The sequence below is a fragment of the Bacillus sp. FSL L8-0528 genome (genome assembly GCF_038593085.1).
GTDB lineage: Bacteria > Bacillota > Bacilli > Bacillales > Bacillaceae > Bacillus > Bacillus paralicheniformis.
This window is the reverse complement of the sequence record NZ_CP151961.1, coordinates 2,495,884-2,519,704: the sequence shown is the minus strand read 5'-3', so window position 1 is coordinate 2,519,704 and position 23,821 is coordinate 2,495,884. Positions and strand designations below refer to the sequence as shown.

The window sequence follows — 23,821 nt, the reverse complement described above, 5'->3', positions numbered from 1 at the left end:
CGGTAAAAGAGCAACTACAGACCAATATTATGGTGAATATTTTATCAAAAAGGAGAATTTTTATATGGTTGCTAAACATTCATTAGAAAATGGGGTATTTCACAAAATGACAGAGAATGAAAAAGAACTGATCCTACATTTTAACAACACAAAAACCGATTATCCAAAAAACAAGACGCTTCATGAGCTTTTTGAAGAACAGGCCATGAAGACGCCTGACCATACGGCTCTTGTGTTCGGTGCTCAGCGCATGACCTACAGAGAGCTGAATGAGAAAGCAAACCAAACCGCGAGACTTCTCAGGGAAAAAGGGGTCGGCAGAGGCTCGATTGCCGCGATCATCGCGGACCGCTCCTTTGAAATGATCATCGGCATCATCGGTATTTTAAAAGCGGGAGGTGCGTATCTGCCGATCGACCCTGAAACGCCGAAAGACAGAATTGCCTTCATGCTCAGCGACACGAAAGCCGCGGTGCTGCTTACGCAAGGAAAAGCGGCGGACGGAATCGATTGTGAGGCTGACATCGTTCAGTTGGACAGAGAGGCTTCAGACGGATTCAGTAAAGAACCGCTCAGTTCTGTCAATGATTCCGGCGATACCGCCTATATTATCTACACATCAGGTTCCACGGGAACGCCAAAAGGCGTCGTCACCCCGCACTACAGTGTCATAAGGGTCGTTCAAAATACCAATTATATCGATATCACAGAAGACGACGTCATTCTCCAACTGTCCAATTATTCGTTTGACGGATCGGTGTTCGACATCTTCGGCGCTTTATTAAACGGAGCGTCGCTGGTCATGATTGAGAAGGAAGCGCTATTGAACATCAATAGACTTGGAAGCGCTATTAATGAGGAGAAGGTCAGCGTGATGTTCATTACGACGGCACTGTTCAACATGATTGCCGACATTCATGTCGACTGTCTGTCGAATTTGCGAAAAATCCTTTTCGGCGGGGAAAGAGCGTCGATACCGCATGTGAGAAAAGTGCTGGATCATGTCGGCCGGGATAAATTGATTCATGTTTACGGCCCGACGGAAAGCACGGTGTATGCGACATATTACTTCATCAACGAGATAGACGATGAGGCGGAAACGATTCCGATCGGCAGCCCGCTGGCGAATACGTCGGTTTTGATCATGGACGAAGCCGGCAAGATCCTTCCGATCGGGGTTCCCGGAGAGCTGTGCATCGCAGGCGACGGTTTAAGCAAAGGATATTTAAACCGTGAGGAACTGACGGCGGAAAAATTCATCCCGCATCCGTTCATTTCGGGAGAAAGGCTGTACAAGACGGGCGATTTAGCGAAATGGCTGCCTGACGGCAACATCGAATTCATCGGCCGAATCGACCACCAGGTGAAAATCCGCGGTTTCAGGATCGAACTTGGCGAAATCGAAAGCCGGCTGGAGATGCATGAAGACATCAATGAGACGATCGTCATCGTCAGGGAAGACGAAGAGAGCCGCCCGTACATTTGCGCCTATATCACGGCGAATCGCGAGATTTCGCTTGATGAGCTGAAAGGATTTTTAGGTGAAAAGCTTCCGGAATACATGATTCCCGCATATTTTGTCAAATTGGACAAGCTGCCGCTCACCAAAAACGGGAAAGTCGACAGAAAAGCTCTGCCGGAGCCGGACAGAACGGCGGGGGCGGAAAGCGAATATGAAGCGCCGCGAAATGAAACGGAAGAAAAATTAGCTGCCATTTGGTGCGATGTTTTGCATATTGAAAAAGCAGGCATTCATGATCATTTTGCACAAATGGGCGGACATTCATTGCATGCGATGGAGCTCATCGCCAAAATAAAGGAAAAAATGAATGTTGAAATTCCGCTTCATCAGCTATTTAAGCTTGCGACCATAAAGGAATTGAGCGCTTTTATCGAAGCTAATCAACAAGAAGACAAGGGCGACACTCTCGTGACAAGGGCTGCCGATCCGGAAAATATCCATAAAACATTCCCGCTTACAGGCATTCAGCTGGCTTATTTGGTTGGCAGGGATGAGACGTTCGAAATCGGCGGAGTCGCTACGAATTTAACTGTCGAATTTGAAGCTGATGTCGATTTGAATCGATTTCAGCTGACACTGCAAAAACTGATTGACAGGCATCCGATTCTCCGCACGATTGTATTTGAAAACGGAACGCAAAAAATTCTCGAAGCAACACAACGTTATACGATCGAAACTCAGGATTTAAGAGGCTTCACAGAAGAAGAAATCAACGCCAGAATTTTAGAACAGCGGGAGAAGATGACATCAAAAATCATTGATCCAAGTGTATGGCCTTTGTTTGAACTCAAAACGTTTATGCTGCCTGGAGAGAAAAAATATTTTTTCCTCAATGTGGACCCGCTCATTTGCGATGACAGCAGTATGAAACGATTAATCAGAGAGTTTAAACAACTATATGAAAACCCCGGCCTCCAACTGCCTTCACTAGAATACAGCTTCAGAGATTATGTTTTGGCCTCAATCGATTTTAAGCAAACAAGCAGATATCAAAAAGATCAACAATATTGGCTGGATAAACTGGATCATTTTCCAAGTGCGCCTGAGCTGCCTCTTAAATCTGATCCAGCCCATGTAGCGAAACCTTCGTTCAAGAAGTTTTCAACGTTTTTGGATGGACATACATGGAATGAATTAAAAAAGAAAGCCCGGCATCATCATCTCACGCCGACTTCCGTCCTTTGTGCTGCATATGCCTATATATTAGCTTATTGGAGCCGGCAAAATCATTTTGCTATCAATTTAACCGTATTTAACAGAATCCCGTTTCATCCGGATGTCAAGAACATGATCGGAGATTTTACCTCTTTAATGCTGCTGGATATCCATGCCGAAGAAAACATGAGCTCTTTCTGGAGATTTGCTTTAAATGTTCAGGACACGCTTTTGGAAGCACTGGAACACAGACATTATGACGGGGTTGATGTGATCAGAAACATCGCCAAAAAGAATGGCATGAATAAAAAAGCGGTCATGCCGATCGTATTCACAAGCGTGCTGAGTGAAAATCCCGACGACTCATTTGACAGTCTTGTCGATTTTGACAACATTCATTTCTTTAGCACGAGAACGTCCCAAGTATATATTGACAACCAAGTTTATGAAATAAACGGCGGCCTTTATATTACATGGGACTATGTGGAGCAAATTTTTGAACATGAAGTAATTGAATCGATGTTTGACCAGTATATCGCCGTCATCCAGAAAGCCGTATCCGGCGAGGACGTTTCAACCATCCAAATGAATGAAAAAAGCCGCCAAATGATCAGCGCCTATAATGACACAGACCAATCTTTCGATACCGAGCCCTTGCACGAATTGTTTACCGGCCAGGTTAAACATGGACCTGACAGAATGGCACTCAAGCATCATGATGAGGTGATGACCTATCAGGAGCTTGACGAAAAATCCAACCAGGTTGCAAGATTTCTCATCGGAAAAGGGGTTGAAAAGGGCGACTATATCGGTGTCATCGGCAAAAGAAGCCTGGGGACGATTGTCAATTTATTGGCTGTATTGAAGACTGGAGCGGCTTATATCCCTCTCGATCCGGATTATCCGGAAGAAAGAAAGGCGTATATCCAATCAAAAAGCAACTGCAAATTCTTCATCAGCCATGACGTGTATGACAAAGAACATATCGAGCGCTTCTCGAAAGCGCCGGTTGACCGAAAAGTCGATTTGGATGACATGGCATATGTCATCTTTACGTCAGGAAGCACAGGCAAGCCAAAAGGCGTTCAGATTACCCATGGTGCCGCAGCGAATACCATTCTCGATATCAATGAAAAATTCAACGTCACAGAACAAGATAACATAATGGGCATTTCCTCATTGTGTTTTGATTTATCTGTTTATGACGTGTTTGGCGCTTTAAGCAGCGGGGCCTCACTTGTCATCATTGATGATCAAAGGGATGTATTCAGTCTGAAAGAGACAGCCGAAAAAGAACGGATTACAATTTGGAATTCTGTTCCGGCGATTATGGGAATGACGGCTGATTTATACAAGGAAAGCGAGCTCAATCATCATCTCAGACTCGTCCTGCTAAGCGGAGACTGGATACCGCTTCAGCTGCCTGAAACAATCAGAAAGACGTTTAAAAACGCAGAAGTAATTAGCTTGGGAGGCGCAACAGAAGGGTCCATCTGGTCGATCTACTATCCGATTCAAAAAGTAGAGGGAGACTGGAAAAGTATTCCTTATGGAAAACCGCTGGCCAATCAAAAAATATACGTATTGAACCAGAATAAACAATTATGCCCCGTCGGTGTCGAAGGAGAGCTGTACATAGGCGGAGCTGGGGTAGCAAGCGGGTATATTCATGATCAAGAAAAAACGGATCATTCATTTATCCAGCATCAGGAATTAGGTTACATCTATAAAACGGGCGACTACGGCGTCTTGAAAGAGGACGGTTATGTAGAATTTCTCGGAAGAAAAGACAGCCAGGTGAAGATCAGAGGCTACAGAGTGGAAATGGGGGAAATTGAAAACACCCTCTTAAACCATCGCGAGATCACGAAGGCATCGGTTATTGATTATACAAGCCCGGACGGAATCAAAAACTTATACGCTTTTGTTGTAGCCGAGAACGCGATCAGCCAATTAGATGTAAAGGAATTTTTGCAAAAAACGCTGCCTGACTATATGATTCCTGCGAAATTCGTGCAAATTGAGGAAATCCCGTTAACTGTAAACGGAAAAGTCGATAAGCGCACGCTCCATGACTTGGCTGAACAGCATACCGCAGATGAAGGTCAACGAGGCGGACCGATGCTGCCGGAGAATGAAACACAAGCCATGCTTCTGGAGATTTGGAAAGATATATTTGGCCTGGACAGCATCAATCTTGATGTCAGCTATTATGAAATCGGCGGAGATTCACTCAAAGCGATATCCATCATCACGGAAATCAACAAACGAATGAATGTTGAGATGCCGATCAGCGAAATCTTTAAAAATGATACAATCATCGCTTTGGACCACTATTTGAAAAACAGAGAAGAAAGCGATATGGAACATCCGATTCAAAAGGCTCGCGAAAAAGAGTATTATCCGACTTCCCCTGCCCAACAAAGAATGTATATGCTGTCGATGCTGGAAAATGAAAGGGGAGCTTACCATATTCCGATGGCCCTTCTTGTCGAAGGCCGGATCAACGCCATACAGCTCGAAAACGCATTGAAGACATTTTTGCAAAGACATGAAATATTGCGAACCGGGTTTGAAATCCAAAACAATGAACTCATCCAAAAAATTTATGAGAATGTCGACTTCCGCCTGGAATACGAGTGCTTAGACGCTTCGATTACAGATCAGCGTGCTTTAATGGAGATCACAAGCACGTACTGTAAAGAATCCATCAAGCCCTTTGATTTAAGCCGGCCGCCTCTTATGAGGGCCAAGCTTATCAAAATCGACGATATGAGGCATATACTGGTCTTAAATTTCCACCACATCATCAGTGACGGGGTTTCTCAAGGCATCCTGATGAATGAAATATTGGAACTTTACAGCAATGTGCCATTGCCGGAAGTAAATGTGCAATATAAAGATTATGTGGAATGGAATCATACATTTAATCAATCAGACGCGATGAAAAAGCAGGAAGCCTATTGGCTTGACGTTTATCGCGATATACCGTCAAAGCTGGACTTTCCTTATGACTATAAACGTCATCATATTGACACGTTTGAAGGAAGCAGCGTGTTTTTGGACATGGAGCGGGAACTGTCAGATCATATAAGGAAGCTGGCGAAACATACCGGAACAACTCTTTATACGGTGATGCTGAGCGCATATTATGTGCTTTTAAATAAATATACAAATCAAACAGATATCGTTGTCGGAACCGCTGCTGCGGGAAGGCTGCATCCTGATCTGCAAGATGTATTCGGCGTTTTTGTTAATACACTTGCTTTGCGGAACGAGGTTGATACTTCCAACAGTTTTAAAGAATTTTTGCAGCAGACGAAAGAGCGTACGATAGCGGCCTTTGACAATTCCGAGTATCCGTTTGATGATTTGATCCGCAAACTCAATGGTGTACGGGAGTCTAACCGCAATCCTTTATTCGACACAATGTTTGTTCTGGAAGATGCCAGAATGTTTACCAAACAGAAAGGCGATGTCAAGCTAAGTCCGATCATCTTTGAACTGGACAATGCAAAATTTGACATGATCTTTAATGTGTTGGATTTTGAAGAAAAGATCGTATTGAATATTGAATATTCGACAAGTCTCTTCAAGGTAGAGACGATTCAAAAGATAGCGGAAGATTATTTCAGGATTTTAGAGGAAGTTTCAGAAAACCTTGATGTTGCTTTACATCAAATCGACATGATATCCCGTCAAGAAAAACGGATACTTTTAGAGTCCTTTAACGATACAAAGACGGCATATCCAAAAGGAAAAGCAATCCACCAGCTGTTTGAGGAACAGGCAAAACGAATACCAGATCACACTGCAGTTGTTTTTGAAAATCAAAAACTGACGTACCGACAGTTGAATGAAAAAGCAAATCAAGCGGCAAGGCTGTTGCGAGAAAAAGGTGTCAAGCCGGATACGTTCGTCGGGATCATGATGGAGCGTTCGTCCGATATGATCGCAGCGATTCTCGGTGTGCTAAAAGCAGGCGGCGCCTATTTACCGATTGATCCTGAGTATCCTCTGGAGCGGATGAAATACATGGCTTTTGACAGTGAAGTCAAAGTCATCATCTCTGACGTTCCGCTTGCCGAGGAGCTTACGGCGGAATCGATCGAGTTGATTCATATGGATGATGAGAGGATTGCCGGGCAGGATCGGTCAGACATTGACAATGTCAATCAAAGCGGCGACCTTGCATATGTCATCTATACGTCGGGTTCAACGGGAAAGCCAAAAGGCGTGATGATCGAACATCAATCATTGATCAACTTGTGCAGCTGGCATCAATCCTGTTTTGAAGTCGGACAAAACGACAACAGCTCGATTTATGCGAGCATCAGCTTCGACGCTTTTGTCTGGGAGCTGTTCCCTTATATAACAGCGGGAGCCACCGTTCATGTCCTCAATCAGGAGACAAGGCTGGATGTTGAAAAGCTGAACCGGTATTTTCATGATCATCATATTACGATCAGCTTTTTGCCGACACCAGTCTGCGAACAATTTACAGCGCTTGACAATCATTCGTTAAGAACGCTGTTAACAGGCGGAGATAAATTAAACGTCTTTAAAGAAAAAAGCTATCAAATCGTTAACAATTACGGACCGACGGAGAATACAGTCGTTGCTACAAGTTTTCCAATAGACAAATCGTATCAAAATATACCGATCGGCAAACCGATCGAAAACGTCAAAGTGTATATATTGAACAAAGACCTGCAGCTTTGTCCGCTCGGAGCGAGCGGCGAGCTCTGTATCGCCGGGGAAGGGCTGGCCCGCGGGTATGTCAACAGACCGGAATTGACTCGGGAAAAATTCATCGAAAATCCGTTTGTACCCGGGGAAAGAATGTACCGTACAGGTGATCTTGCCAAAATGCTGCCGGATGGAAACATTCAGTTTTTGGGACGGGTTGACCAGCAGGTTAAGATTCGCGGCTATCGGATCGAACCCGGCGAGATCGAGAACCAGCTGCTTAAATATGAAAAAATTGAAGAAGCGGCGGTCATCGCAAGAGATGACGGAGATCATGACCCGTATCTTTGCGCATATGTAACGGTTAAAAAGGAAGTCGAACCGGAGAAAATCAGAGCGTTTTTAAAGAAAAGCCTTCCGGATTATATGATTCCTCAGCACTTTGTCCAGCTTGACGGGCTGCCGCTTACCGTGAATGGAAAAGTGGATAAGAAAAGCCTTCCGGTTCCGGAACGGAGCGCCGCAATGGATCGCCGCTATGAAGCGCCGCGGGATCAGGTGGAAGAAAAACTTGTTTCCATATGGGAAGAGGCTTTAGGAATCAATAAAATCGGGATCAACAGCCATTTCTTTGAAGCCGGCGGGCATTCGCTAAAAGCCGCCGCTTTAGTATCAACCATTCATAAAGAACTGAATGTCAAGCTGCCTTTAAGACAAATATTCGAAACCCCGACGATTAAAGGGCTGAGGGAATATATCGGTGCGGCGAAGGAAAGTGTTTTTACATCGATAGGAAAAACGGAAGAAAAACCATATTACCGATTGTCTTCAGCGCAAAAAAGGCTCTATATCCTTTCTCAAGCAGGCAGTCATGTTGCATATAACATGCCTTTTGCCATGACGCTCGAAGGCGATTTTGATATCCGCCGATTTGAGAATACATTAAAAAACATGATCAAAAGACATGAATCATTTCGAACTTCATTTGTCATGATCGACGGTGAGGTGATGCAGCAGATTGAACACGAGATCGATTTTCAAGTCGCATACAGTGACATCGGCAAAGAAAGCGCTGAAGAAAAAATCAAAAGCTTCATCAAGCCGTTTCATTTGGAAAAAGCACCGCTTTTAAGGGCGGAGGTCGTCAAAGTGAATGAACGTGAGCACTTGCTGATGTTCGATATGCACCATATCATTTCCGATGGCGTGTCCACCGACATCTTCGTTCAAGAGCTGGGAGCGCTGTATGAAGGGAAATCACTGGAGCCGTCCGATATTCAATATAAAGATTACGCAGAATGGGAAAATAGCCATGCCCGCAGCGATGAGCTGAAAAGACAGGAAGAATACTGGCTGAAGACGTATAAAGGCGATATCCCGGTCCTTGATCTCCCGACAGATCATAAAAGGCCGCTGACGAAAAGCTCTGAAGGTGACACCGTCACTGCAGCAATCGAAAGTGAAACATTCCGCAAGCTTCAGCATATGGCGAAAGAAAACGGCGTTACGATGTACATGCTTCTGTTGGCCGGTTATACAGCACTGCTTTCCAAATATACAGGTCAGGAAGATATCATCGTCGGGACCCCGGCTGCAGGGAGAAATCATGAGGATATTCAACATCTCATCGGCATGTTTGTCAATACATTGGCGATCAGAAACCATCCGGAAGGGAAAAAGACGTTCAGACATTATTTGCAAGAGGTAAAAGAAAACACGCTTCAAGCTTATGAAAACCAGGATTATCCGTTTGAAGAGCTTGTCGAAAAAGTAAACATCAAACGCGACATGGCCCGAAACCCGCTCTTTGATACGATGCTCGTGTACCATGACACAGACTTGAAGCCGTTTGAAGCAGAGGGGCTGAGAAGCAGGCTGGTGGACATCAAGCGCGGCATTTCCAAGTTTGACATCACAGTGACTGCGAGTGAAGCGGCAGACGGATTAAAATTGGAAGTTGAGTATTCGACGTCGCTATTCAACAAGGAAAGAATGGAAAGATTATCTGAACACCTGATCAGCCTGTTGGAACAAGCGGCGGATCATCCGGACGTTGCCATCAATCAGATAGATGTCCTGACAAAGGATGAAAGACATCGGGTTCTGTATGATTTTAACCGAACAGACGGTGTGTTCTGCAAAGAGATGACGATACCGGAGCTGTTTGAAAAGCAGGCGGAAAAAACGCCTGATCATCCGGCGGTTGTCTTCGGGGATGAAACGATTTCTTACAGGGAGCTGAATGAAAGGGCGAACAGCCTGGCTTTCACCTTGCGTCAAAAAGGAGTAGGCCCTGATGTGATAGCAGGGATTCTCACAGAACGGTCAATCGAAATGATCGTCGGTATGATGGGTATTTTGAAAGCTGGCGGCGCCTATCTGCCAATCGATCCGGCGTATCCGCAGGAAAGAATAAGCTACATGTTAAAAGACAGCGATGTCAGCGTATTATGCGCGGCAGGCGATGTGGACCCGGGTGAAGCATATGCCGGAGACATCATCCGGATTGATCAAACCGGACAAAATGACCACGTGGAAAACCTTAAACATGACATCAAGCCGCAGCATTTGGCATATGTCATCTATACATCAGGATCCACTGGAAAACCGAAAGGCGTCATGATCGAGCATCATAGTGTGAACAATCTTGTTCATGGATTAAATGAAAGAATTTATCAGCATCTCGATGCTCATTTAAATGTAGCGCTGGTTGCACCTTATATATTTGATGCCTCTGTCAAACAAATATTCGCAGCGCTTCTCTTCGGGCATACCCTTTGCATCGTCCCGCGCGAGACAGCCTGGGATGCCATGAGTTTAATTGAGTATTATTCGAAAAACAACATCCATGTATCGGACATGACGCCTGCTCATTTAAACATGCTGGCTTATTTGGACAAATCGGAGCTCGAATTCTGTCTGAAGGAATTGATTGTCGGCGGAGATGCATTAACACCTGATGTCATAGGCGGCCTATTTCATAAATTCCCGAATCTGTCATGCAATATCACGAATGTATACGGTCCGACAGAGTGCTGTGTGGATGCTGCTTCATACAAAATAGAATATGGAAAAGTGCCGCAAACACCGTCCATTCCGATCGGCAGACCGCTTCTCAATACAAGCATCTATATTGTGGACAAAGAACTCCGCCCTCTGCCGGTTGGGATTGCCGGAGAACTATGTATAGCAGGTGAAGGGGTTGCCAGGGGGTATGTAAACAGACCTGAGCTTACGGCGGAAAAGTTTGTCGACCATCCATTTGAGCCAGGCAAAAAAATGTACAAAACCGGAGATTTGGCGATGTGGCTTCCGGATGGACAGATTGAGTTTTTAGGACGAGCCGATCATCAAGTGAAAATCCGCGGCTATCGCATAGAGCTCGGCGAAGTGGAACAGCAGCTCTTGACACATGAGAAAATCAAAGAAGCGGCAGTGATCGCAGGAAAGGATCAAAACGGCAACAGCTATTTATGCGCCTATATCGCCTCTGACAAGGAATTGCCTGCAGCTGATGTACGACAATTTCTTGAAAGGGAAATGCCTGATTATATGATTCCGTCCTATTTTGTGAAGCTTGACAGGCTCCCGCGCACCCCAAGCGGTAAAGTGGACAGAAGCGCACTGCCTGAGGCGGACGGCAATGTAAATGTCATGGAAGGAACCCGGTACGATCCGCCCCGAAATGAAATCGAACGAAAACTCGTGCAAGTCTGGAGAGAGATTCTCGGTGCCGAGGACATCGGGATCAGTCACCATTTCTTTGCGGCAGGGGGAGACTCGATCAAGGCGCTCCAGATCGTATCCAGGCTGGCAAAGATGAACCTGAAACTTGAGATGAAGGCGCTGTTCGCCAATCCGAAAATAAAAGATCTCAGCCGATTTATTACAGAAGAAACAAGACATCGCAAACATAACAAACCCGTTACAGGTGAGACGGAACTGCTTCCTATCCAAAAGAGATATTTTGCGAACAACAAAGAGGAGCTTGACCACTTCAACCAGTCATTTATGCTCTTTAGAAAAGACGGCTATGACGAAAACATCGTCAGAACAGCATTCAATAAAATACTGGAGCAGCATGACGCGTTAAGGATGATCTATGAAGAAAAAGACGGAGACATTATTCAATACAACAGAGGCTATCGTGAAAACTTGTTCGACCTGGATGTTTATGATGTAAGAGGCTTTGACAGTCAAGCGGAAAAGGTGTTTGAGCTGGCGACAGGCATTCAAAAAAAATCATCGATTAGAAAAGGAAAACTCGTTCATCTCGGCATCTTCCGGGCTGATGAGGGCGATCACCTGCTCATTGCGATCCATCATCTTGTCGTTGACGGCGTATCGTGGAGAATTTTGTTCGAGGATTTTGAAACATTGTACCTTCAGGCATTGAAAGGTGAACCTCTCGACATCGGATATAAAACGGATTCATACCAAGAGTTCGCCCGTCAATTGAAGAAGTATGCCCAAAGCCGCAGGCTGTTAAAGGAAAGGGAGTATTGGCAAAAGGCCCTGGAAGCGGATGTTCCATTTATTCCTGCTGAAAAGCTTGAACGAGACACGTTTGAACACAGCGCGACTTTGAGCATCAGAATCGGCCCAGACATGACAGCGAAACTTTTGCGAAACGCAAACAAAGCCTACAACACGGAAATCAACGATATTTTGCTGACGGCATTAATCGCCGCAGTCAGGGATATCACCGGCGAAAACAAATTGAAGGTCATGATGGAAGGGCACGGCAGGGAGGACATCTTAGACGGTGTTGACATCACGAGAACGATCGGCTGGTTTACGACGGTTTATCCGGTCTTTATCGATTTGGGAGAAGAAAAAGAAATATCGCAAAATATCAAAATGGTCAAAGAAGCGTTGAGAAAAATACCGAATAAAGGGATCGGCTACGGTGTTTTAAAATACATGACAGAAGAGCTTCAGAAAATACAAACACAGGCTCCGCTTTCTTTTAACTATTTTGGAGAAATGAACAATGACATGAATAGAAAAGTATTTTCCCAGTCGCCATTTTCACCGGGAGAAAGCATCGGCGGAAAAATCGTAAGGCACTGCGCCATCGAAATGAATGCGATCTCTTTAAACGGCGAATTGACAATCTATACGACGTTCAACCAGGACCAATACCAAACAAGCACAATCGAACAACTCAATCAATCATTCAAAGAAAACCTGGAAAAGATCGTCGATCATTGCGTTGATAAAGAAGGATCGGACATGACGCCTTCCGATTATGGCGATGTCTCGCTTGGTCTTGAAGAGCTGGAGCGTATTAAAGATAAGTACAGCGCGTTTCAAATCGAAAAGATCTATCCACTGGCCAATATGCAAAAAGGAATGCTATTTCATAACGCTATGGATCAGACATCAGGGGCATACTTCCAGCAAATTGTCATCAAATTAAAAGGACGTGTCCATCCGGACATTTTAGAAGAAAGCTTTCACGAAATCGTGAAGAGGCATGAAATCTTAAGGGCGTCTTTTGAATATGAAATCACAGCCGAACCGAGACAAATCATAGCTAGAGACCGGAAAACACCTTTCACATCAATAGATCTGACAGGCGAAAATCGAACGCGGCAGCATAGGTTCATAGAAACATATTTAAAAGAAGATCAAGAAAAAGGCTTTGATCTGAGCAGTGAAGCCCTCATGAGGGTTTGTTTGATCAAAATGAGTGATGAATCGTATCGGCTCATTTGGAGTCATCACCACATCCTCCTGGACGGCTGGTGTCTGGGTATTGTTTTGAGCGAGCTGTTCAGTCTATATGGAAAAATAATGAAGGGCGAATCCCGCCGATTAAAAGAGCCGAAGCCGTATGGAGACTATATCAAATGGCTGGAAAAACAAGATCAAGAAGAAGCGGCGGCATACTGGAAGGATTATCTAAAAGGGTATGAGTCGCGGTCTGAACTTCCGGCGTTCAATCGCGGCGCAACGTCAGAAGAATATTGCGGCAAAGAAAAAGTCATATCGTTTTCAAAAGAACTGACAACGAAAATCACCCGGATCGCCAAGCAGCATCATGTCACCATCAATACGGTTCTTCAAGGAATTTGGGGCATGATTCTGGCAAAATACAACAATACCGATGAAGTCGTATTCGGAACCGTCGTCTCGGGACGGGAGGCTCCTGTTGACGGCATCGAAGAGATGGTCGGCTTGTTTATTCATACAATACCGACACGGATCAGCTTTGAAGGCGCAAGAAGCTTTAAAGAGGTGTTAAAGAAAACACAAGCCGAGTCTATCGAAAGCAATCGATACAGCTATATGAATTTATCGGAAATTCAGGAACTGAGTGAAATAAAAAGAGAGCTGATCACTCATGTCATGGCCTTTCAAAATTATGCGTTTGATGAAGAGCTGTTCAGAAGCCAATCCGGGGAAACCGGTTTTGAACTGGAAGGTGTTCATGGAAAAGAACGGACCAACTATGATTTTAATCTGACCGGCGTTTTAGAAGATGAGCAGCTGAAGCTCAAATTGACATTTAACGAAAATGTGTATGACAACACCATCATCGAAACATTAGAAAAGCATATCATTACCGTCGCAGAACAAGTGGCGGAAGATGAGACACAAACATTACGAGACATCAACCTTGTGTCAAAAGAAGAACAACACAGGATTTTACACACATTCAACGATACAAAAACGGGTTACCCGAAAGACAAGCCGCTTCATGAGCTCTTTGAGGAACAGGCCATGAAGACGCCTGACCAGACGGCTCTTGTGTTCGGTGCTCAGCGCATGACCTACAGAGAGCTGAATGAGAAAGCAAACCAAACCGCGAGGCTCCTCAGAGAAAAAGGGATCGGCAGAGGCTCGATTGCCGCGATCATCGCGGACCGCTCCTTCGAGATGATCATCGGCATCATCGGGATTTTAAAAGCGGGCGGCACATATTTGCCGATCGATCCTGAAACGCCTAGGGACAGAATCGATTATATGTTGAAAAATAGCGGTGCGGCATTGTTAGTAACAACAGATTCGCTTCTTAAACCTTTTGATATAAAAACCGTTGATTTGTGTTCGGACGAGTTGCACTTACTAAGTGAAGAGAATCTTCCGCGTGTGAATCGCTCAAGCGATACAGCGTACATCGTCTACACGTCCGGCTCAACCGGAACGCCAAAAGGAGTGGTCATCCCGCATTACAGTGCGGCAAGAGTCGTTAAAAATACCAATTATATCGACATCACAGGAAACGATGTCATTCTCCAACTGTCCAATTATTCGTTTGACGGATCGGTGTTCGACATCTTCGGCGCTTTATTAAACGGAGCCTCACTCGTCCTGATCGAAAAAGAGACGGTCTTGAATACACATGAGCTGGCCGAAGTGATAAAAAAAGAACAAGTCAGTGTGATGTTCATTACGACGGCGCTGTTCAATACGCTCGCCGACATCAATATCGGCTGCCTTGCCAAGCTGCGGAAAATCCTCTTCGGCGGGGAAAGAGCGTCGATACCGCATGTAAGAAAAGTGCTGAATCATGTCGGCCGGGATAAATTGATTCATGTTTACGGCCCGACAGAAAGCACGGTATATGCGACATATTATTTCATCAACGAGATAGACGATGAGGCGGAAACGATTCCGATCGGCAGCCCGCTGGCGAATACGTCGGTTTTGATCATGGACGAAGCCGGCAAGATCCTTCCGATCGGGGTTCCCGGAGAGCTGTGCATCGCAGGCGACGGTTTAAGCAAAGGATATTTAAACCGCGAGGAACTGACGGCGGAAAAATTCATCCCGCATCCGTTCATTCCGGGAGAAAGGCTGTACAAGACGGGCGATTTAGCGAAATGGCTGCCTGACGGCAACATCGAATTCATCGGCCGAATCGACCACCAGGTGAAAATCCGCGGCTTCAGGATCGAACTTGGCGAAATCGAAAGCCGGCTGGAGATGCATGAAGACATCAATGAGACGATCGTCACCGTCAGGGAAGACGAAGAAAGCCGCCCGTACATTTGCGCCTATATCACGGCAAATCGCGAGATTTCTCTTGATGAGCTGAAAGGATTTTTAGGTGAAAAGCTTCCGGATTACATGATCCCCGCCTATTTCGTGAAAATGGACAAGCTGCCGCTCACCAAAAACGGGAAAGTGGACAGAAAAGCCCTGCCTGAGCCGGACAGAAGCGCAGGAACTGAAGCAGAGTACGAAGCGCCAAGAAACTATGTCGAACAGCGCATCATTTCCATCTTGGAGGACGTACTCGGAACAGAGCGGATGGGTATTTCCTGCCATTTCTTCGACAAGGGGGGGAATTCGCTGAAAGCGATGCAAGCTGTCCATTCCATTAACAAAACGTTTGGCATTGATATGAGGATCAGCACGTTCTTTAAACATCCGACTGCAAAATCATTAGCGCGTTTTGTATTAACCGCTGAAGCCGAATCGGCCGTTAGTGAGGAGTACGCGGAAGAGGAAGTGTGATGGAATTGCACTGTACAATCTATCATTTCAAATGATAGATTGTACAGCTGCCCCATTTTCCGCAAAAAACCGATTCTGATATTGGCCGCAAGTCTGACGAATGGAGTGAGATGAGTATGAGCATAATGGACTTCATAAATGATTTGAAAAAGAAAAATATCACCTTATACCATAACAAGGGAAAAATCAAAATCATCGGTCCTCAAGAATTATTGACGGCTGACTTAAAACAGCAAATCAAGCGGTATAAAGAAGACATCATCGCAGCGCTGGAAGCGGGCGAAACGGACATTGAGCGAAGCTTTCCGAAAGCGGCGCCGTCTAAAAGCGGAACCTACCCTTTGTCAAGGGAACAAAAAAGGATGTTCATTTTAAATCAGCTTGATGACAGCAAAACGGCCTATAACATGCCGCTGGCGGTAAAAATAAACGGTGAAGTTCAAATCAGCCGACTTGAACAGGCATGGAAAGCACTCATCAAACGGCATGAATCGTTAAGAACTTCTTTTGTCATGCTCGATGGCGAACCGGTGCAGAAAATCGAACAGGAAGCCGAGTTCCGACTTGAATACAGCGAGTTGGGGGATCAAAGCATTCAGGAGAAAATCAGCCGTTTCATCAAACCTTTTCAATTAGAAAAAGCCCCGCTTTTAAGAGCGGAAATCGTAAAAGTGGATGAAGCTGAGCATATGATGATGGTTGATATGCATCATATCATTTCAGACGGCGTCTCTATCGGAATTTTAATGAAGGAATTCGCCGACTGCTGTGAAGGCAAAGAATTGTCTCCGCTGGCGGTTCAGTATAAAGATTATTCAGAGTGGCAGAGAGACATCGAGCAGCAGAGCCGGTTGAAGAAGCAGGAAGCGTATTGGCTCAATACCTTCCGGGGAGACATTCCGGTATTGAATATGCCGCTCGATTTTCCGAGACCGAAAATCCGAAGCTTTCAAGGAAACAGAACGGTTGTGGAATTGGATCAGGACACCACAAAAAAACTGAAGACGATCGCCGCAAAAAACGGCGTTACAATGTACATGCTTCTTTTGGCAGGCTACACCATTCTGCTGTCAAAATATACCGGACAAGAGGATATCATTGTCGGCTCGCCGATTGCCGGAAGACCGCATGCCGATTTAAACGGGACAATCGGGATGTTTGTCGGCACCCTTGCGCTGAGAAACCGGCCAAAGGGGAACATGACATTTAGCGAATATGTCCAAACGGTCAAAAACAATACGCTGAACGCCTATGAAAATCAAGATTATCAATTTGATGCATTGATCGAACATCTGGGCTTGACACATGACATGAGCAGAAACCCGCTGTTTGACACGATGTTTGATCTGCAGCATGCGGATGATTTCGCATCTGAAGCCGGCGGGGGGCATTTTGAAACGTATGATATTCCATTTCATGTCGCGAAATTCGATGTAAGCCTGACGGCATTTTTGCATGGAAACAACCTGAAATTCGATTTCCAATATTGCACCGATCTGTATAAAAAAGAAACGGTTGAAAGAATGGCCGGACATTTTTTGAATGTTTTAAAAGACGCTGCTCATCACCCTGAACTGGCGTTAAGCGAGATTAGGATGATGTCGGAAGAGGAGAAAGACATCATCTTACATACATTCAATCATGAGAAAACAGATGGTCCGAAAAACAAGACACTCAGCCGGCTGTTTGAAGAGCGGGCTGAAAAAACACCCGATCACACCGCTGTTATATTCGAAGATCAGCAATTGACATATCGAGAGCTGAACGAAAAGGCCAACCAATTGGCCTGGCTTTTAAGAGAGAAGGGCGTAAAGCCGGATACAATTGTCGCGATCATGACAGACCGTTCACTCGAGATGATCATCGGGATTATCGGAATTTTAAAAGCCGGCGGAGCCTATCTGCCGATTGATCCGGATTATCCCGAGGACAGAGTCAAATATATGCTGGAAGACAGCGGAGCTGATATGGTCGTTACCCAGGAGCCCTTTAAATCAAAAATAGACGGGCGTCAACTGATAACCGCCGAAGATACCCGGTCTTTCAGCAAAGAAAATCTCCCAAATGTCAACAAGGCTTCTGATTTGGCATATGTAATTTATACTTCGGGTTCTTCTGGCAGGCCGAAAGGTGTCATGACGACTCACCGTAATGTCGTTCATTATGTTGATGCTTTTACGAAAAGGATTCCTTTGAGCGAACATGATACAGTTTTGCAAGTCGTATCCTTTTCATTTGATGCATTTTCTGAAGAAGTCTACCCTATTTTAGCTTGCTCAGGGCGCTTGGTGATCAGCAGAAAAGTAAGCGATCTGAACATTGATGAACTGGTGAAAACGATCGGGAAGTATCGTGTCACACTTGTCAGCTGCTCCCCGCTTCTATTAAATGAAATCGATAAAAATCAGCACTTAACCTTTCATCCGCAGATGAAATTTATCAGTGGAGGCGACGTATTAAAATTTGAGTACGTCGAAAATATCATCAAAGGCGCCGACGTTTACAATTCCTATGGTCCAACGGAAGCGACAGTTTGCGCTACCTATTATCAACTAAGCAGCGCAGACCGCAAAAAAACGAGCATTCCTATCGGCAAGCCTTTAAGCAATTATAAGGTATACATTGCAGATCAATACGGCCGGCCGCAGCCGGTTGGAGTACCGGGCGAACTGCTGATCGGCGGCGAAGGGATCGCAAGGGGATATTTGAATCATGAAACATTGACAAAAGCGGCCTTTGTGCTGGACGAATCAGGCGAGAGAGTATATCGTACAGGCGATTTAGCAAGATGGCTGTCTGACGGAAACATCGAGTTTTTAGGCAGAATTGACAGCCAAGTCAAAATCCGCGGCTATCGGATCGAGCTGGAAGAAATCGAACACCGGTTGCTGATGAACGACAATATCAATGAAGCCATCGTGGTGGCGAAGGAAGATCAGGAAAACAGCAAATATCTATGCGCCTACATCGCATTCAATAACAATAACGCAGATATTGAGCAGGTTCAAGAACGTTTGGCGAAGGACCTTCCGGAGTATATGATTCCGTCCTGCTTTATCAAGCTTGATCAAATTCCCCGCACGATCAATGGAAAGGCTGATCTTAAGGCATTGCCGGAGCCGGATCGAAGGGCATTTGCCCAAGCCCGCTATGAAGCCCCGCGCAATCAAACGGAAGCCTTACTTTTATCGATCTGGCAGGACATCTTGCCAGCGGAACAGATCGGGATTAACGACCATTTCTTTGACATCGGCGGACACTCGTTGAAAGCTTTTTCAATGGCCGCGAAAATTCAATCGGCATTAAAAGTCGAAGTGACGCTAAAGGAGATCTTCAGCCATCCGACGATTAAAGACATCGCAGCTTATATTGAACAAAAACAAAAACAAGTTCAATCCGACATTCAAAAAGCGGAAAAGAAAGAATACTACCCGCTTTCTTCCGCTCAAAAAAGGCTGTATATCCTTAATCAGATCGAAGAAGGCCAAACCGCCTACAATATGCCTTTTGCGATGAAAATAAAAGGTGAGCTCCAAACGGACAAGGCCGAGAAGGCCTTCAGAACGCTAATCAAAAGACATGAGAGCTTAAGAACATCCTTTGTGACCATCAATGGCGAACCCGTTCAGAACATAAACGAAGAGGTCACATTTGAAATGAAATACCGGGAGCTTGACAATTGCAGCCTTCGGGAACGGATGAATCAATTTATCAGACCGTTTGAACTGGAAAAAGCCCCTCTTCTGAGAGCGGAGCTGGTGAGGGTGAACGCAGCCGAACACATTCTCCTGCTTGATATGCACCATATCATTTCCGATGGCGTGTCAATCGGGATCTTGATGAAAGAATGGGCGGCTTTATATGAAGAAAAAGAACTTGCACCGTTAAAGATCCAGTATAAAGATTATTCCGAGTGGCAGCGAGAGTCCTGGCAAAAAGACCGGTTGAAAAAACAGGAAGAATACTGGCTATCCGTTTTTCAAAACGACATTCCTGTTCTGAACATGCCGACAGACTTTCCAAGGCCGCAAATGCAAAGTTATGAAGGAGATCGAATCGCATTTGCAATCGAAAGAGAGCTGACGGATAAGCTGAAAAAAACAGCGAAAGAAAACGGAGTCACGATGTATATGCTGCTGTTGGCCGGGTATACAATACTCCTTTCGAAATACACCGGACAGGAAGATATCATTGTCGGTTCGCCGATTGCGGGGCGAACCCGGGAGGAGTTGGAACAGACGGTCGGGATGTTCGTAGGCACCCTTGCGATGAGAAACCATCCAAAAGGCGGCAGGACATTCATTGAGTATTTGCAAGATGTAAAAGAAAATACGTTTAACGCCTATGAAAATCAAGATTATCCTTTCGATGAACTCGTAGACAAATTAGATTTGGAACGGGACATCAGCAGAAATGCCTTATTTGACACAATGTTTGATATGCAGGCGCTGGATGATGCAGAGCCTGATATAGAGGGATTGCATGTTGAACCCGTCGATTTGGAGTTTCAGATTTCAAAATTCGACTTGTCGCTAACAGCAGCAGAGTCCGCAGGCGTCATTACGTTTCACCTGGAATTCTGCACAAGGCTGTATAAAAAAGAAACCGCCGAAACGCTGGCGCAGCATTTCGTGAATATCCTAAGAGATATTTCCGATCATCCGCAGAAGCCGTTAAACGACATCAGCATGCTTTCAGAAGAAGAAAGACACACAGTGCTGTATCAATTTAATGATACGAACGCCGAACACCCGTCAGGAATTTTTTCTGAGCTGTTTGAAGAGCAGGCCGAAAAATCACCGAATCATCCGGCGGCGGTCTTCAAAGATCAAATGTTGACATACCGCGAATTAAATGAAAAAGCGAATCAATTGGCCAGAACATTGCGGAAAAAAGGGGTTCAGCGGGAGACAGTAGTCGGAATCATGGCGGAGCGTTCGGTGGAAATGGTGACAGGCATATTGGCGGTTCTAAAGGCCGGCGGGGCGTACATGCCGATCGATCCGGGGCTTCCGAAAGAGCGCATCCAATATCTCATCACGGATAGCGGAGCTGATCTATTGCTGACCCAGCATCAGCTTATTGGCAGCATCAGCTTTGCCGGAGAAATCATCCAAATCGATCAGGCCGATGCTTACGACACGGATGGAAGCAATCTGGAGCATCTTAATTCCCCCGGTGATTTGGCATACGTCATCTATACCTCGGGTACGACGGGAAACCCAAAAGGCGTGATGGTCGAGCACCGCAATATCATTCATGCCCACTATACTTGGAGAAAGCACTATGAATTGGCATCATTTTCAGTTAACCTGCTCCAGCTTGCCAGCATGTCGTTTGATGTATTCGCGGGAGATTTATGCCGCAGTCTTCTCAACGGCGGAACAATGTATATAGTCCCGGATGATGTCAAACTGGAAATGAATCTTCTGTATGACATGATCAACAAATACGGCATTCATATGTTGGAATCGACGCCAAGCCTGATCATTCCTTTGATGAAATATATCGATCATCACAAGCTTGACTTTTCAAGCATGAAGCTGTTGATCATGGGTTCTGACACTTGCACGATCAAAGATTATAAGTGGCTCGTTGAACGGTTCGGACAAAGGATGAGAATCATCAACAGCTATGGCGTCACAGAAGCTTCTGTCGATTCCGGCTATTATGAGGAAGCTTTGGATCGGATTCCAGAGATTGCGAATACGCCGATAGGAAAGCCGCTGGACAATACAGCATTTTATATATTGGATCCCTCATTAAACCCGCAGCCGGTCGGCGTTTATGGCGAGTTGTACATCGGCGGTGAAGGGATCGCGAGGGGATACTTAAACAAACCGGAACTCACGAAGGAAAGGTTTGTTCCAAATCGTTTTGCCGCCGGGGGGAACATGTATAAAACGGGAGACTTGGCAAGGTGGCTGCCTGATGGAAATGTCGAATTCCTCGGGAGAATCGATCACCAAGTCAAGATTCGCGGTTTCAGAATCGAAACCGGCGAAATTGAAACGAAGCTTTTGGAAAATCAAAACATCAGCGAAGCTGTCGTTATAGACCGGGAAGATAAGAAAGGACATAAGTACCTGTGCGCCTATATTGTCGCTCGAGCGAAAACAAACGCAAATGAACTGAGGGAATATTTGTCCGATCACTTACCGGACTATATGCTCCCTTCCTATTTTATTCAAATCAACAAGATGCCTCTCACACCAAACGGAAAGATCGATCGAAAAGCGCTTCCTGAACCTGCCGGAGACGTCATAGCGGCAAGCGGATATGAAGCGCCGCGTAATGAAACGGAAGAAAAGCTGGCCGCTGTTTGGCAGGAAGTGCTGGACAGGGACAAAATCGGAATCAACGATAATTTTTTTGAAATCGGGGGAGATTCAATTAAGGCTCTGCAAATCGTTTCAAAATTATCAAGAGCCGATCTCAAGCTTCAGGTTAAAGATCTGTTTACCAATCCGTCCATCAGACACCTCAGTAAATATGTCAAAAAAGAAACGAAAGCACGCACCAGCGAAATCGTGCAAGGGCAAGTGCCGCTGACCCCTGTGCAAAGGTCGTTTTTTGAAGCGAATCAAAGGGAGCAAAACCATTATAATCAAGCGTTTATGCTCTACAGGGAAAACGGGTTTGCTGAAAGGATCGTCGAAAAGGTTTTCCGTAAACTCACAGAACACCATGATGCATTACGGATGGTCTATCGGGAGAAGAACGGTGAAATCATTCAGCATAACCGCGGCTTGGAAGACAGCGTCTTCGATCTGTATGTCTATGATTTGAAAACGGAAAAAAATCTCGAGAAAACCGTTTATCAGATAGCGACGAATATTCAAAAAGACATATCCATCAGCGAGGGCAAAATGATCAAGCTCTGCGTGTTCAAAACAACGGAGGGAGACCATCTGCTGATTGCGATCCATCACCTTTTGGTAGACGGCGTGTCCTGGAGAATATTGTTCGAGGATTTTGAAGCGGCATACGGTCAAGCCCTGCAAGGCAAACCGATAGAGCTCGGTTATAAAACGGATTCGTACAAGACGTTTTCCGAAAAACTGGCTGAGTACGCAAACAGCAAAAAGCTCCTGAAAGAACAAGAATATTGGCGGGAGATATCCAAAGGAAAGATGGCATTCCTCCCTAAACATCACCAAGCGGCACATGATAACTATGAAAATAGCAGAACACTCAGAATATCCCTCAGCCAAACGGAGACGGAACAGCTCCTGAAAGAGGCGCATAAAGCATACAATACGCAGATCAATGATCTCCTGTTAACGGCTTTGTTGATCGCCTCAAGGCAGCTGACGGGGGAAAACAGGCTGAAAATTCTTATGGAAGGCCATGGAAGAGATGATATTTTGCAAGATGTGGATATCACGAGAACGGTCGGCTGGTTTACCGCAATGTATCCGGTATTCATCGACTTAGAAGATGAAGCAGACTTGTCTGTGATGATTAAGATCGTGAAAGAAACTTTGCGAAAAATACCGAATAACGGAATCGGATACGGCATCCTTAAGTATTTGAGAAAAGACGAAGGGCTTTTAATGGATGAAAAGCCTCCGATCTTATTCAATTATCTTGGTGAGCTCGATCATGATCTGACGACTGAACAATTTTCATCGTCAAAGCTTTCGGCAGGTCAAAGCATCGGAGAAAAAAGTGCAAGGGATGCTTCTGTTGAAATCGATTCAGTCGTTGCCGGCCGGCAATTGATGATCAGTACGACATTTAACGAATACGAGTATTCTCCAGATACGATCAGCGAATTGAATCAAGCATTCAAAGAAAGTTTGCAAATGGTCATCAGCCATTGCACGGGCAAACATGAAACCGAAAAAACGTCCTCTGACTACGGTTATGACAAACTCTCATTGGAAGATCTAGAAGAATTATTAAATGAATATGAATCTGTCGACAGCTAGAAATCCTGACAAAAGAGATGAAAAGTGGTTAACCTGCTGCTTAAAAAATGGG

Annotated in this window: 2 protein-coding genes; both read left to right on the top strand. The window is 45.2% G+C overall.

Going from position 1 to position 23,821, the window contains the following annotated elements; translation table 11 throughout:
• Positions 1-64 precede the first annotated feature (64 nt).
• Complete coding sequence (gene bacA / locus MHI30_RS12610; protein WP_154495342.1) at positions 65-15,835, top strand: bacitracin non-ribosomal peptide synthetase BacA; 15,771 nt, start codon at positions 65-67, stop codon at positions 15,833-15,835.
• 116 nt (positions 15,836-15,951) lie between these two features.
• On the top strand, positions 15,952-23,769 hold the full coding sequence (gene bacB / locus MHI30_RS12605; RefSeq protein ID WP_075752729.1) for a bacitracin non-ribosomal peptide synthetase BacB: 7,818 nt from the start codon (positions 15,952-15,954) through the stop codon (positions 23,767-23,769).
• Positions 23,770-23,821: the final 52 nt, after the last annotated feature.